At 47.5% G+C, this 14,754-nt stretch carries 15 protein-coding genes and 1 tRNA gene; 5 read left to right on the plus strand and 11 right to left on the minus strand.

Translation table 11 applies throughout. The features are described 5' to 3' along the window. The first annotated feature begins 87 nt into the window (after positions 1-87). The 3 genes from AC3FZD_RS01390 (at position 88) to AC3FZD_RS01400 (ending at position 2,094) form a co-directional block, all read left to right on the plus strand. Complete coding sequence (locus AC3FZD_RS01390; protein ID WP_488738412.1) at positions 88-339, plus strand: RNA recognition motif domain-containing protein; 252 nt, start codon at positions 88-90, stop codon at positions 337-339. A gap of 80 nt (positions 340-419) precedes the next feature. Beyond that, positions 420-1,241, plus strand: coding sequence for a class I SAM-dependent methyltransferase (locus AC3FZD_RS01395; RefSeq protein WP_488738413.1), 822 nt, complete (start codon positions 420-422; stop codon positions 1,239-1,241). Between the two features lie 433 nt (positions 1,242-1,674). After that, positions 1,675-2,094: a peptidylprolyl isomerase gene (locus tag AC3FZD_RS01400; RefSeq protein ID WP_488738414.1), complete on the plus strand. Its 420-nt coding sequence runs from the start codon at positions 1,675-1,677 to the stop codon at positions 2,092-2,094. Positions 2,095-2,207: 113 nt separating this feature from the next. Here AC3FZD_RS01400 and AC3FZD_RS01405 read toward each other — a convergent pair whose 3' ends face one another. Next, the gene (locus AC3FZD_RS01405) at positions 2,208-3,470 is read right to left on the minus strand and encodes a GTP cyclohydrolase II (RefSeq protein WP_488738415.1); all 1,263 of its coding nucleotides are present in this window, start codon (positions 3,468-3,470) and stop codon (positions 2,208-2,210) included. Positions 3,471-3,591: 121 nt separating this feature from the next. On the opposite strand from AC3FZD_RS01405, the gene AC3FZD_RS01410 reads away from it, so the two are divergent. Continuing rightward, a complete protein-coding gene (locus AC3FZD_RS01410; protein WP_488738416.1) occupies positions 3,592-4,107 on the plus strand; it encodes an ureidoglycolate lyase in 516 nt (171 codons plus the stop codon). A gap of 61 nt (positions 4,108-4,168) precedes the next feature. Here AC3FZD_RS01410 and leuC read toward each other — a convergent pair whose 3' ends face one another. The 8 genes from leuC to AC3FZD_RS01450 all read right to left on the minus strand — a co-directional run bounded on the left by leuC (position 4,169) and on the right by AC3FZD_RS01450 (position 10,230). Further along, positions 4,169-5,572: a 3-isopropylmalate dehydratase large subunit gene (leuC, locus tag AC3FZD_RS01415; protein WP_488738417.1), complete on the minus strand. Its 1,404-nt coding sequence runs from the start codon at positions 5,570-5,572 to the stop codon at positions 4,169-4,171. A 215-nt stretch (positions 5,573-5,787) separates the two neighbouring features. Then, positions 5,788-6,489 carry a hypothetical protein gene (locus tag AC3FZD_RS01420; RefSeq protein ID WP_488738418.1) on the minus strand — a complete coding sequence of 234 codons (702 nt, stop codon included), beginning with the start codon at positions 6,487-6,489 and terminating at the stop codon, positions 5,788-5,790. 91 nt (positions 6,490-6,580) lie between these two features. Beyond that, positions 6,581-7,231: a DUF2301 domain-containing membrane protein gene (locus AC3FZD_RS01425; protein WP_488738419.1), complete on the minus strand. Its 651-nt coding sequence runs from the start codon at positions 7,229-7,231 to the stop codon at positions 6,581-6,583. Positions 7,232-7,330: 99 nt separating this feature from the next. Then, a tRNA-Ala gene (locus AC3FZD_RS01430) sits at positions 7,331-7,403 on the minus strand. 18 nt (positions 7,404-7,421) lie between these two features. After that, positions 7,422-8,150 (minus strand): HAD family hydrolase, encoded by a 729-nt coding sequence (locus AC3FZD_RS01435; RefSeq protein WP_488738420.1) that lies wholly within the window; start codon positions 8,148-8,150, stop codon positions 7,422-7,424. 6 nt (positions 8,151-8,156) lie between these two features. Next, positions 8,157-9,017, minus strand: coding sequence for a class I SAM-dependent methyltransferase (locus AC3FZD_RS01440; protein ID WP_488738421.1), 861 nt, complete (start codon positions 9,015-9,017; stop codon positions 8,157-8,159). A gap of 67 nt (positions 9,018-9,084) precedes the next feature. Then, the gene (locus tag AC3FZD_RS01445) at positions 9,085-9,822 is read right to left on the minus strand and encodes a hypothetical protein (protein WP_488738422.1); all 738 of its coding nucleotides are present in this window, start codon (positions 9,820-9,822) and stop codon (positions 9,085-9,087) included. Positions 9,823-9,894: 72 nt separating this feature from the next. Continuing rightward, entirely contained in the window at positions 9,895-10,230 is a 336-nt protein-coding gene (locus AC3FZD_RS01450) for a XisI protein (protein WP_488738423.1), read from the minus strand. 119 nt (positions 10,231-10,349) lie between these two features. On the opposite strand from AC3FZD_RS01450, the gene AC3FZD_RS01455 reads away from it, so the two are divergent. Then, complete coding sequence (locus tag AC3FZD_RS01455) at positions 10,350-13,184, plus strand: two-partner secretion domain-containing protein (RefSeq protein WP_488738424.1); 2,835 nt, start codon at positions 10,350-10,352, stop codon at positions 13,182-13,184. Positions 13,185-13,261: 77 nt separating this feature from the next. Here AC3FZD_RS01455 and AC3FZD_RS01460 read toward each other — a convergent pair whose 3' ends face one another. Together AC3FZD_RS01460 and AC3FZD_RS01465 are read right to left on the minus strand one after the other, a co-directional pair. Continuing rightward, positions 13,262-14,131, minus strand: coding sequence for an IS630 family transposase (locus AC3FZD_RS01460; RefSeq protein WP_488736318.1), 870 nt, complete (start codon positions 14,129-14,131; stop codon positions 13,262-13,264). A gap of 67 nt (positions 14,132-14,198) precedes the next feature. Then, complete coding sequence (locus AC3FZD_RS01465; protein WP_488738425.1) at positions 14,199-14,750, minus strand: hypothetical protein; 552 nt, start codon at positions 14,748-14,750, stop codon at positions 14,199-14,201. Positions 14,751-14,754 lie beyond the last annotated feature (4 nt).

Raw genomic sequence — 14,754 nt, forward strand, 5'->3', positions numbered from 1 at the left:
TCCTAATTAGGGTTCCCGCACGTTGATGCCGGGGAGTGGTCAATCCCAATCTAATTCTCTACACTTTCATGATTCTGGAGGCAGTCTATGACGATTTATGTGAGTAACTTGTCGAGTCAAATTACAGAGAGTGATTTGGAAAACCTTTTTGAAGAATATGGCGAGATAAAGCGCATCCGAATATCTACTGACACAAAAGGTAAACCTCGTGGTTTCGCTTTTGTGGAAATGACTGACGAGGCACAGGAAGACCGCGCCATTGCAGATCGGGATGGTACTCAAGCTATGGGATGTACGTTGAGACTAAACAAGGCTAAGAATAATAGAAGACCATCGTGATGGTAGGAGTCGTAATCGCTCCCATATTTGCTTGAGATCACTTATAGTCTAAAAATGAAACTTGTAGTGTAGTTAGCAATATGAGTTTTAATTTCTCCAACGCCTCAGATTTAGGAACAAACTCATTAACTTATTTTTCCGAGCTGGGTGAAGATTACGAAAAGTATCGCCCGATTCATCCTGCCGCAGCGATCGACACAATTTTGTCAGGTTTCGATGCTCCGACTCAGATGATTGCTGCGGATATTGGAGCAGGAACAGGAATAGGGGCAAGGCTGTTGGCAGATCGAGGTATTCGAGTCATGGCGATCGAACCTAATGAAGATATGAAACTAGCAGCAACTTCCCATAAAAACCTAGAGTTTCTAACTGGAACTGCTGAGAAAATTCCTCTAGAAACAGCATCCGTTGATTTAGTTACCTCATTTCAAGCATTCCATTGGTTTGATTTTGACAAAAGTCTACAAGAGTTTCGCCGTATCCTCAAACCGGGTGGGCGGTTAGCATTAATATGGAGTCTTTGGGATCAAGGCGATCGGGTTTCTAAAGAATACACTCGCTTGATTTTTGCAGCATCCAAAGATCGAGAACAGCAACCACAGTCTCAAAGGCGACCAAGAGTAGAGTTGAAGAGCATACGCTATCAGCTCTTTTGGCAAGGATTATGGCTTCCTTATTTTACCCACCTTCAGCGACATGAGTTTATATTCGATCAATATCTAGATTTAGCGGGTTTAGTCGGTTTAGCTCGAAGTCAAGGTTTTACTCCATCTAGAGGAGAGGGCTTAGAAAAATTAGTGTCAGACTTATCAGTATTCCATCAGCATTTCTGCAATCACCAAGGTTCTGTAAGATTAATTTATCGAACTCGCCTATACACCGCCGTTTCCAATCTTTATTAAAGCCTGATCAATTAGGGATATAAAACCATGATGAATAAATTAGTAAACAATTGGATCATCATGCTGCTTTTGTTGATAATTCCATTAATCCTTGCCGTTATTAATATTATTCTCTTACTTGCTTTTTAAGTCCTACATCTTGGATTTCTCACTTATTTATCGGTCAGTGGGAAAATTACTTACTGACGCGCATTGTATTAACCGGAGATGCTAAATACTATGGGATGCCTCCTAAATATTCCTCTTCTGTCACTCTCCGAATTCTCTATAACTCTACATCCATTACTGTGTCTCGTTTTTAGCCATTGAGCTTCTACATTATTCTATCTTAATTCTCGGAAAGTGACAGAAGAGAGATAATAGAGACACGCTATAGAACAACACAATCTGTGATAGGCTAAAAAGGTTGTCTAATTTTATTTAAGGAAAAGCCATGACCCGCGCCATTATGGAAACAGAAAAAGGGACGATTAACTTAGAATTGTTCGATCAAGATGCTCCCAATACGGTGAAAAACTTTGTCGAATTATCCCAGAAAGGATTTTATGATGGACTGACTTTCCATCGGGTCATTGATGACTTTATGATTCAAGGGGGCTGTCCTCTGGGAACGGGAACCGGCGGCCCTGGCTACAAAATTAAGTGCGAAATTAATGATAATAAGCATTTAGCTGGAACCTTATCCATGGCTCACGCGGGCCCAAATACGGGAGGAAGTCAGTTTTTTATTTGCCATTCTCCTCAACCCCATTTAGATGGTGTGCATACCACATTTGGTCAAACCCAAGATATGGATGTGGTGAATGCTATTCGTAAGGGAGATAAGATTATTTCGGTGAAAATCGAAGAGTAGGTAATGGGTAATGGGTAATGGGTAATGGGTAATGGGTAATGGGTAATGGGTAATGGGTAATGGGTAATAGGTAATTGGCCATCCCCCCATCCCCCATCTCCCCCATTCCCAACCTATCCCTCCAAACCCCGACCTAGTGTTTGCTCTAGCATCTCTATATCCGGCACTTCTTCCGGTGCATAATATCCGGCTGCTCGTTTGGCTGTAATCTCCACTTGGGCATCTTTGGGAATTAATTCAGGGGGAATGGGGACGCGCTCGATGACTTCAATTCCTGAGTTGGTAATGGCATCATATTTCATGTTGCTCATGGATACTAACCGGTCAATGCGGGTTAAGCCTAGCCAGTGTAGGACATCAGGCATAAATTCCTGAAAGCGCATATCTTGGACTCCGGCGACACATTCGGTGCGCTCAAAATAGGCTTTGGCGCAATCGCCTCCTTCTTGACGTTTGCGAGCATTATAGACCAGAAACTTCGTAACTTCACCGAGGGCGCGACCTTCCTTGCGGAAGTAAACAATGACTCCTAGACCTCCTTCCTGAGCAGTGCGAATACAGACCTCGATGCCATGGGCGAGATAGGGGCGACAGGTGCAAATATCGGAGCCAAAAACATCAGAACCGTTACACTCATCATGGACGCGCACGGCGATCGCGCGATCGCCATCTGAAATCGCCCTTAAATCGCCAATTAAATACACCGTCGATCCGCCAATGGGGGGTAAATATAACACCAAATCTGGGCGGGTCACCAACTCTGGAAACATGCCCCCTGTCTGCTCAAACAGGGCCTGACGCAGATCCATTTCTTCGACTCCAATACGTTTGGCAATTCCCGGTAAATACCACACCGGCTCGATCGCCGCTTTGACTACGACTAAATCCCCCCCCTCCTTGAGAATCTTGCCATCAGCTTGCAACCGTCCCTGATTTACAGCTTCCTGAAGTTCAGGCATATTAATATGGGCTTGGGTAATGGCGATCGTCGGGCGAATATCAACCCCCTGTTCATAAAATTGGGTATAAATTTCACCCACACGAGCGCCAAAGGGGTCTAGAGAAACAATCTTATCGGGATCGCTCCAACTGGGATGGGGGCCAATATCAGCCACGGGGGCAGTATTGGTTAAATCGGCTCGATGTTCCGGGTTCAGCGCTCGACGAGCTACCGCTAGGGCCCGATAAATGGCATAGGAACCTGAATGAGTTCCGATCACATTCCGGTGAGCCGGATTAGTTAACGTGGCAATTACCGGCCCCCTAGCAATGGGATCGGCATTTCCCCAATCAATGGCGATCGGTTTTGTCCCACTGCTGCGAGGATGGGAGGTGAGGACAATGGGTTTAGACTTACGACGGGTTGAATCAGCCATAAAGACCAGGGGAGAGTGGACAATTGACAGTTGTATACCGTATTGTGTCACGATTTCCTAGACTGGGGCAGAAAATTGTCCAGCGACAATGCGACCTATTCCCCATTCTCCATTTCCTTTTATGACCCAACCCCTCAAACTGCAACCCCTTCCCGCACCCTGGATTGCCCCAGAAACTTTCGCCCCCTACGGTCAAGTTATCTGGGCTACAGACGATGACAAACCCTATAATTGCCAAGATGCCGAACTGATCCTCGATCGCGGAACACCCCGATTTTATATCATGCGCTTACACCAAAATGGGCGCAAATTTACCGCCATTACCTGCCATCAAAACTGTACTCAATGCCTAGGAGCGCTTGAAGGCAAAGATTGGTTTTTAGCCGTTGCCCCTCCCAGTCAAAAATCCCAACCCGCTCCAGAGCAGATCCGTGCCTTTCATATTCCTGGCAACTGCTTCGTCAAACTCCATCTCGGAACCTGGCACGCTGGCCCTTATATTGACCATGATTGTGTCGATTTCTATAACCTAGAATTAAGCGATACCAATATTACCGATCGCCAAACCTGTAATCTGAGTTCAACCTATGGTCTAGAATTTGAAATCTGTGTAGGGTCGGCAGGGCAAGACTTGTAGATAGATCTTCAGTAAACTTGTTGATTGTCCTGCCCACACCACCCTAACCTAGGGGCGTTGTTTACAGCAGTTTCCGCACGTCAGAGACTTGGCCGGAGATGGCCGCAGCAACCACCATCGCGGGACTCATCAGTAAGGTGCGGCCGGAGGAAGACCCTTGACGACCTTTAAAGTTACGGTTGGAGGAGGAAGCACTCATTTGATCCCCTTGCAGTTTATCCGGGTTCATGGCTAAACACATGGAACATCCGGCATTGCGCCATTCAAACCCAGCTTCGGTAAAAATTTTGTCTAAGCCTTCCGCTTCGGCTTGTTGTTTTACGACTTCGGAACCGGGAACGACAAAGGCTTTGACATGGGGGGCGACTTGATGACCTTGGGCAAATTTAGCGGCTTCCCGCAGGTCGCTGAGGCGGCCATTGGTACAACTGCCGATGAAGCAGACATCGATGGGGGTTCCGGCGATTGCCTTTCCGGGTTCGAGTTTCATATATTGATAGGCTTCTTCGGCTAAGGGGCGATCGCCATCGGGTAAACTCTCTGGAGTAGGAATCACTTCATCTACTCCTATTCCTTGACCGGGTGTAATCCCCCAAGTGACTGTGGGGGGAATCTCTTCGGCATTGAAAACCACCACATCATCATATTCAGCATCGGCATCGGAGCGGATACTTTCCCACCATTGCACCGCTTTCTCCCAACTTTCCCCTTGGGGGGCAAACTCCCGTCCTTTTAGATAGTCAAATGTGATCTGATCTGGGTTCACATAGCCACATCTGGCTCCCCCTTCAATAGACATATTACAGATCGTCATCCGCTCTTCCATGGACATCTGTTCTAAGGTTGTTCCGGCATACTCATAGGCATAGCCTACGCCCCCTTTCACGCCCAGTTTGCGGATAATGTGAAGGATCGCATCTTTGGCATAAACCCCCGGACGCAGGCTGCCATTGACCTCGATCCGGCGCACTTTGAGCTTCTCTAGAGCCAGGGTTTGGGAGGCCAAAACATCCCGCACTTGGCTAGTGCCAATCCCAAAGGCGATCGCCCCAAATGCTCCATGGGTTGAGGTGTGGCTATCTCCACAGGCGATCGTCATTCCTGGTTGTGTCATCCCCTGTTCTGGGGCAATGACATGGACAATGCCCTGGTTACCCGATCCCACATTATAGAAGCGAATCCCATGTTCTTGGACACTCTGTTCCAAGGCCTGCATCATCTCTTCGGCTAAAGTATCCGCAAAGGGTCGAGCCTGGTTTTCTGTAGGGACAATATGATCGACCGTAGCGACGGTGCGATCGGGAAATAATACCTGTAAATTTCTCTCCCGCAGCATGGCAAACGCTTGGGGACTGGTCACTTCATGGATTAGATGAAGTCCAATAAACAGTTGAGTTTGTCCAGAAGGAAGTGTGCGAACCTTGTGGTTCTCCCAGACTTTATCAAATAGCGTGCCCTTGCTCATAGTCAATGGTTGAAGATAATTATTCAGGCTTTAGAGTCTACCCAAACCCTGTGTAAACTCAGAAAGGGTTCGCTGTGAGTTTATCATTTTCTCTAGAGGCTTGTATAGTCATTCACCTTAAGAAAAAGTAACGGATCAAAATCATAAGTTTATGGAATTTCTATTAAGATGGAATTCCTGTAAACAGACTTGAATCATGCCATCTCTCCGATTCCCTAAGAGGATTTGCGAATCTCTTGATCTTGATACTCTTGGGGGGGTTTCTTGCGAACGGGTTTCGGAACCGATCCTTGGGGAATATCTGGGGTAAGTTTGGGAAAGTTGGGGACTTGTAAGGAAGGGTTTTGAACTGGTTTGGCGGTACGGTTTAGGTCAAAGCTAAAGGGTTTTTGGGGCTGAACCAGGGGTTGCGGGGTAACTTCTGGTATTTTTTTGTGGGCTTCAACGGTGGCTCTTGAGGCGCTAAAGTTTTCTAGACTGAAGGGGGCGATGGGTTGGCGCTGAGGGACTCGTAAGGGCTGGGGTTTTTCAGATAATAGGCTGGCTCCGCGACGTTGGCGACGGTTGAGGGCTGCTCGTTTATGGGCAGTGGGATTTTGTAGGGTTTTCCAGAGCAGGAAGATTCCCCCCGATGCCAAGGCGATCGCCCCTAACCAGAGCCAGGGTAAGGTAAAGTTATCGTCTGCACCCTCTAGAGTTTCTCCCCCTTCTTCAATCTCGACGATCGCCTCTTCCGGTTCAATTTCCCCAGGATTAATTAAAATACTTAAGGCTTCATATCCGATACCGATGACCAACAGCGCCAAAACGCTCCACACCAAGAGGGTATGGTTTTGAATCGGTTCCAGGATAAACTTGAGTCGGTTTGACTGCTGCTTTCCAGTAGAGCGATGAATGGATTTAGGTTGATGAACCATAGATTATCTTCCCTGACTGTAGGTTGACCAGACCGACTCGCTTCGTGTCCGACACTCATCTTACCCAATTTTGGGCAAATAGATCCCCTGATTATCCATTGCTCTGACCCTTTTTCAGATATTCAAAAACTGACTTATCGCCAATATCTGGGGGAATGGGTTGGATCAGTTTTCGGCCCGCAAAAATCAGAAATAGGATACTCCAGGCGGCTAACATGATTTGTTGGGCTGGTAGGGGGAGAGTGCCAAAGAGAACACCAAGCAGCAACAGGGGAACGAGGGGAGTCAGAAACTTGGTTTCTAGACGGTTGAAACAGAAGGCTTCTTTGACGTAAATTCCGGTGAGAGCGGCAAAGGTAAATCCAATACCGAATAAGGTTAAGGGTTGAGTATATACCGTAAGGGCCAGGGGTTGGGAGCTGTTGAAGGTGAGGATGAGACCTGAAATACTACCAACAATCAGAAAGAATTGTAAGGCGCGATGGAGGATGACCATATAAATATGGATGGTGAGCAGGCTAACCCCTAATGCCCCACAAAAGAGAAAATAGAGGGGGGTAAGCCAGGATAGGAGGTCTGGGTTATGATCGGGCCAGAGGGTGAGGCTAGTGGCGATCGCCATGGATAGAGCGGCGACTGTTAACCCGGTGCGATAAATCACCACCCCTTGGCGATCTTCTGGGGTAATGGTAAAGCTACCAAATTGACCTTGATAAATGGGTTGTTCTATAGGGGTCGTCATCAGATACGATACCGGGAATGATTGGACTATATGTTCCATGATACCGTTACCCAAAGCAGTAGCAAGAGGGTAAACCTTTGGATTCCTGAGTCAGGAGTATGGAGAATAGGGAACTCGAATCCCTGACCTCTGCGGTGCGATCGCAGCGCTCTACCAACTGAGCTAATTCCCCAGAAGAACTCCTATTCTATCATTGTGCCCTAGTGAAGGGAAGATGGGGACTGTCACCAAAAACGGCTCGCACGCGATCGAGTTCTAGCTCATGTAAATAATCTACCGTCCAATTGGCTTGCCTTTGGATCATATGGAAGGGGTAGGTATTGGCGACTCCGACGACTTGCATCCCAGCATTTTTGGCCGCTAGGATTCCAACTGGCGTATCTTCAATCACTAAGCAGTTTTTGCTAGATAAGTGTAAACCCGGATCGAGTTGATTGAATCGCTCCAGGGCGAGTAAATAGCCTTCGGGATGGGGTTTGCTCTGTTGCACCTCATCTCCAGCCACAATCACCTCAAAATAGGGCAACAGATTGGCTCTTTCGAGAATCCATTCCGCTTCTGAACGCAAGGCTCCGGTGACTAACCCTAAACGCAAGCGAGCTACCCGTACTTTATAGATCAGATCTTCGACTCCGGGAAAAATGGGGAGTTTGTCGAGAGCTTCGAGTTTTTGTCGGTATCCTTGCGCTTTCTGAGCGATGAGGGGAGCGAGGGAGCGCTCATTGACAGCTCTGCCCCGACGTTGTAATAAATCGAATAAGCAGGCGCGATCGCTCCTTCCTAAACAGCATTCATTATAATCGCTCGGATTCGGTGGCAGATTTTGGGAGATGAGGATCTCATTAATCAGTTCCCGGTGTATGGGTTCATCATTAACGATCACCCCATTAAAATCAAACAGAACAACCTGAAGGCTCATCGGGGATTAAAATGCTGGTGACAACACATTGCTTAAATTATGATCCACTTGTACCGAATTCTCCAGGCGATCGGGTAACGGTTTCATCCCTTTTGTCACCTGATTGAGCCAGACAATCGGTTCTGCACCCACCTTTTCAAAACCCGCTTGCTCCATCCACTGCTGAAGATCCCCAGCCGCAAAGGCTTTTATATAGGGTTCTTCAAAAATATTAGTCATCCATGTGGCTTGTCTGAGGGTACTTTGGCAGCCGTCTAAGATGATACATTGCCCCCCTGGAGTTAGCAGGCGGAAGGCTTCTTGTAAAATGGCTTTCGTAATGGCTGGTGGGGTTTCATGGAACAGCAGTGTAGCCGTTACCAGGTCAAAACTCTCACTTTGAGCCAGCGTTTTTTCTGCCAGTCCATGCTGCCAGTGAATGTCTAGGTTGGCTTCTTTGGCTTTGTGTTCTGCCATCACTAGCATATAGGGAGAGAGATCTAATCCAGTCACTTGAGCTTGGGGATACTCTTGTTTGAGTAGCAAAGTTGACGATCCCGTGCCACAGCCAAGATCCAGGATGCGATTGGGATAACCCCCCACCGCATCAATGAGCTGTTCTCTCACCCACTTTTCTTGAGGAAAAACCACATATTGAGTAATAGCATCGTAGGTTATGGCCGCATCGATACTTAAATAACCATTTTTGATTCCGTGAAAATTTTGACTGCTGTAGTAAGTGGGATAGCTGAGATTTGGGTTCGAGAGGCGATCGCCTTCTGCTTCCCAATTGATTTCATGACGCAGCTTAATCAAGGCATCCTTATCTAAGAAGAGCGTGATAATCGGTTTGAGGTATTCTTCCCAAAGCGTTTTTTGTGCCGTCATAATTGGGTTAAAGTTAAAACTTCATCAACTCTGAAATCTTAACAAATACTGGGCGATCGCCATTCCCTCAACTTTCCTGAGTCTCACCCGAATCCCCAAACCGCTCCAACAACTCTTCACGAGAAGCATTCAAACACAAAGGCATAAACTCATCGGGAGAGGACTCCAGTAAAGCCTTAATAATACCCAAAAGTGCCTCATCCAACTCACCAAACCGAGTCCGTAACAAGGCTTCAACCATAAAGCGTCGTTCCTGTTGAACGCCTTGCTCAAGTCCCCGCTCAAGTCCCCGCTCAAGCCCCCGCTCAAGTCCTTGTCGAATCCCTTCTTGAAGGGTATCTTCTCGCCATTTTATATAAGCTGGTGATAATTCCATAATCAACTCCCTTTCCTCTGGATCTAGATCTATTTTACTTTCTACATTAATCCGCCATATTTCAACCAACTCTAGGATATTCTGTCGTTGCGGATGGTCTTGCGGCAAGGCCAAAACTTCCTCAATGGCTCTTTTTTGGGTTCCTCCTTTGCCCAACATCCTCAACCATAGGGTTTCTGGGATTTCTGGTAGTTGGTTAATGGCAATGATTCCGGTTTTGATGCCATCAGCCAGAAGATAGATTCCCGTATACCACCGTTCTAACTTGAGATGAGCGCCAAAGTATTCTTGGACTCTTTCAGAAACGGTAGGCGTTAAAATCCATAACTGAGGGAGTTGGACTTCATCCAGAGTGCGTTGTTCTCGTTTAGCTTGACGCTGTAGCTCTCCATAAATTGAGGATATTAATTGCCAGCAGATATTGGTCAAGGTATTATTACCATCATTACTCTCATTCCTATTATTTTGCTACTTCCTATTCAGTCCACTCCTATCAGCCTTTCAACCCACTGCAAACTCAGTATAAGGTCGCACTTCTGACGGATGAAATCCCAACACAATTTGCTCTTTTGGAATCCCCAGTCTTAGCAAATCATCGGCAATACCATCTTCCAACCCATCCTCATGAATCCAAATTTTATCGCCAATAATCTCTAAATGAACAATGCAACCATGAACCCGACTACCATTTTCCCATCCCCAAGTCATGAATAAATAGTGGCTTTTATCATCACTAATAATCAACCGCCGCTCTACTTGTCCAAAACGATAGGGTAGATCGGCGTATTCTTTTAAAAGGGGATAAATAATGGAATAATATCGATCTACTGCATCCATTGCAAAATTACCTCCTCTCTTTCATCAAAAACTAACAATTGCACGATAACTCCGAGTCTAGATCTATTTTACGTTTTACATGCGATACAATCTTACTGGCGATCGCCCAACTCATCCCCATGACCCAACCTTGGAAAACCCTACTCAGTCTCCCCCTACTCCTAGGCCTATTGCCCACCCTAGCCCATGCCCAGATTGTACCCGATCGCACCTTACCCCAAAATACCACCGTCACCACCCCCCAAACCAACCTTTGGCTCATTAACGGCGGCACGCCCCAAGGCAGCAACCTCTTTCACAGCTTCGACCAATTCTCCCTCCCCACAAATACCCAAGCCTTCTTCAACAACGCCCCCAACATCACCAACATTTTTAGCCGCATTACCGGCGCAAACCCCTCCACCATCGATGGATTAATCCGCGCCAACGGCAGCGCCAATTTATTCCTCATCAATCCCAACGGTATCCTTTTTGGCCCCAACGCCTCCCTCAACATCGGCGGCTCCTTCCTCGCCACCACCGCCAACCGTATCCACTTCGCCGACGGCACATCCTTCAGTAGCATCCCCTCCCAAACCCCACCCCTACTCACCGTCAGCGTCCCCACCCAACTCTATCTCAGCCCAAATCCCGCCCCCATCATCGTCGAAGGCCAAGGCCATAACCTCAGCGTTAACCCACAGAACGGAATTGTTACGCGCGGGGAAGTTCAAGGCTTGCATGTACAACCCGGTCAAACCCTAGCCCTAGTTGGTGGAGAACTCAACCTAGCTGGTGGTACATTAACCGCAGAAGACGGCAGAATTGACTTAATCGCCGGAGGAAATGGAGCCGTTAACCTCAACCTGGACGGAAATCAGCTCACCGCTACCCCCTTCTCCCTCACTGAGCAGGGCAATATCACCCTTTCTGGCATCTCAGCCGCCGATACCAGTGGTGAGGGAGGAGGAAACCTGCAAGCCTACGGACGCAACATTACCCTAGCTCAAGGCTCCGTTTTTCTCAGTCTCACCGAAGGCAACCAACCCGGAGGCAACCTTAGCGTCACCGCGACAGACTCTGTAACCGTAACCGGGGGAGTCTCCAGAGGCTTTGTCACCAGTGCCATTCTCACCGAAACCATCGCCCCAGGTTCTGCGGGTAACATTACCGTCACTGCACCCCGGATTAACATCACCAATGGAGCGCAGATTTCCGCCTCTAGCTTAAGTCCAGGATTAGGAGGAAATATTATCCTCAACGCTCCAGAATCCTTAAATGTCTCCGGAATTACTCCCTTTGGACTTCCCGGTGGCGTGTTTGCTGCTACCTTGGGATTTGGCAGAGGAGGAAGCATTAACATCACTACGGGACAATTGCGGCTACAGGAAGGGGCGCTCATTTCTACAGCAACATTTATTGACAACCAACCGGCTGGAGATATTACGATTGGCGCAAGAGCGATTACTATCGACAGTGGGGCGCAAATTTCCGCCAGCACCAGAGGAAGCGGCAATGCAGGGAATTTAATCATTGGTGCGTCGGACGGTATTTTTATTTCTGGCGGAACCCAAGATAATCCCAGTGGTATTTTTTCTCAGGTCAATTTTATTCCCTTGGAAGAGAGCCAAGGAAACCCTAGTACAGCTATCCGGTTTATTCCCGGCCCCAATGGGGAGCTAGTTCCCGTCATTCCTGCAACTGGACGGGGAGGAGATGTGCGGGTTAATACCCGGTTCCTGACCTTAGAGAATGGGGGACAAATTTCGGCGGGAACCTTTGGGGGAGGAGTAGGGGGACGAGTGAGGATAAATGCTTGGGAACAGCTCCAGGTGAGGGGAACCAGTCCCGATGGTCAAACTCCCAGTGCGATTGTAGCGGTCACTCTGGGAGAGCAACCCGCAGGAGATATCACCCTCCTGACTCGACAGCTCAACCTAGACAATGGGGGACAAGTGACGGCTGCGACACGGGGGCCGGGACAAGGGGGAACGTTACGGGTTACGGCTTCGGAATCGGTGAATTTGAGTGGCATGGCTGCTGATGGTCGCCCCACGCGGCTAACGGTACGCACGGAAGGGCCGGGAAATGCGGGAGATTTGATTATCGGTACGGAGCAGTTGACGGTGAATCATGGGGCGGAAATTAATGTGAATGGCATTCTCCGAGACCCTGCCGGTAATATTGTGACGAATGCACCGTTAGGGGGAGCAGGGGATATTCTGATTACTGCGCCCCAAGTGCGCTTAAATGGGGGACAGATTACGGCGAATACGACTTCGGGTATTCAGGGTAATATTTTTCTCAGTGGTGAGGATATCCGCTTGCGGGAGGGCAGCCAGATTGTGACGAATGCCTTCGGAGAATCTACGGGGGGTAATATTACCATCAACACCGATTTATTAACGGCTCTCGAAAATAGCGATATTAGCGCCAATGCCGAGCAGAATTTTGGCGGTCGGGTGACGATTACGGCTCAGGGGATTTACGGAACAGAGTTTCGCAATCAGTTAACCTCAGATAGCGATATTACGGCAACTTCCGCATTGGGCCCCCAGTTTAGCGGTGTGGTAGAGATTAATACGCCAGATATCGATCCGGCTCAGAATACGGCGGATTTACCCCAGGCAATTGAAACACCGGAAGGCATTCGGCCGATTTGTCGCCCGGAGGCTCAGTTACGTTCGGGGGAGCGGGAATTAACCATTGAAGGACGCGGTTTAGCCCCAACCCCCAATCAACCGGTGAATCCGGGTTCTGCGGAGGTGGAGATGATGCAACCCGTTCCTGCATCGAGGGAGAATGGGCAGCCCCTAAGCGCAGTTGAAAGCAATCTCACTCCCTCCCGTCCTCGGTTACCCATCGCTACCGGATGGGTGATGAATGAAAAGGGAGAAATCTTTCTAACCACAACGCCAGAAAAAGTGACTCCCCATCGCTCCTTACAACCCAATGCAGATTGTCTGCGGGAATGATGGTGTATTACCAAGCTATTCAAGTCTGTTAGTAGAATCCCCGAATTGCTGTAATATAGCGCTTCGCGCTGGTCTATTTACAAATACTGGAATGCTGCGTCTGCTGCTTTATGAATATTATAGTCATGAAGAGGCAACTCTTTTCTAATTGCTGTCTTTACTTTTTGCCACCAATGTTCAATTGGGTTTAAGTCAGGAGAGTAGGTAGGCAAAAACAGCAATTCACATCCCGCTTTTTCAATTAGTTCTCTAATTTTACGGGAGTTATGGAAAGGAGCATTATCCATAATAATTACCTGACCTTTTTCCACCTCTGGCAATAAACATTTTTCCAACCAAGTCTCGATCACCTTGGCTGTGCAATATCCTTGATATACCATCGGAGCCAAGATTTTTCCGTCACATAAAGCGCCGATAATACTTAATCTATCTTGGCGTTTTCCGGGTCGCATACTATATAATCTTTCCCCTTTTTGACTCCATCCATAAGGATAGCTTTCATTATTATTTATCCCGCTTTCGTCCATGTAGATTACCTGTTTTGATCTATATTGAGCTAGTTTACGCCTAAACTCAGACCGTTCCTCCTCACATCTTTCCTGATAACCATAAGTTTTTTTTTTACGAGTGTAACCCATTTTTTTTAACCCTCTACTAATTGTATGATGACTGACATCACCCCATAATTTGGCTAATTCTTTTTGAGTTTTGTCAGGGTTAGCATCGACAAATTCTTTGAACTTTTCCCAGTCTTTAATCCCACAAGGTTGAGCTGGAGGTCTGCCTTTTTTAGGAACTGTCGAACCGGTTTTTTCTTTGGTTTCTTTCCATCTATAAAGGGTTGGGCGGCTAATTTTCAGTGCCCGACTCACTTGGCTGATTGGTACACCATTTCCTATCAGCTCCAAGGCCCGTATTCGGATTTTTTGACTATAAGCACTTGCCATCGCGAGTAGACCTGCTCGAAAGTTGTACATTCTCTATTCTAACTTGTAACTAGACGAGGGCGAAGCGCTATAGCACTTCCTGAATTGCTCTTTTCTGCGTTCCCCCTTTCCCCAACATCCTCAACCATAGGGTTTCTGAAATTTCTGGCAGTTGGTTGATGGCAATAATCCCCGTTTGGTTAATCTGTGCTAGTCGATACACTCCTGTATAGTCATACTCTCCATCAGCTTCAGCACCCAATTCTTTTAATAGTCTCTTAGATGCCGTCGGCGTTAAAATCCATAATCGAGCCAATTGCTGTTCATCCAGTGTGCGATTTTCCCGTTTAGCTTGACGTTGTAGCTGGGCATGAACATAAAAAAGTTTGAGAAGACAGTTGCGGATTTCTGAGTTATTTGGACAGTTCCGATAGGGTTCTAGTAAGCAAGGCCGAGAAGCTAATTGAGCGAGTAAACCCAGTGCTGGAGGGTTGTTTAGTGGTTCAGGTGATGGCTCGAAAATGAGATCGATAGAGAGGGTTTCCCCTGGGATTTCTTGGCTAATTTCCACAGTTCCTAGGGGTTCAAGGAGTTCTTTGAGGTATTGCTTGGCAAATTGGTCGTGGGGTTGGCGTGTCACGGGG

Source organism: Roseofilum sp. KMC-1 (assembly GCF_057802075.1).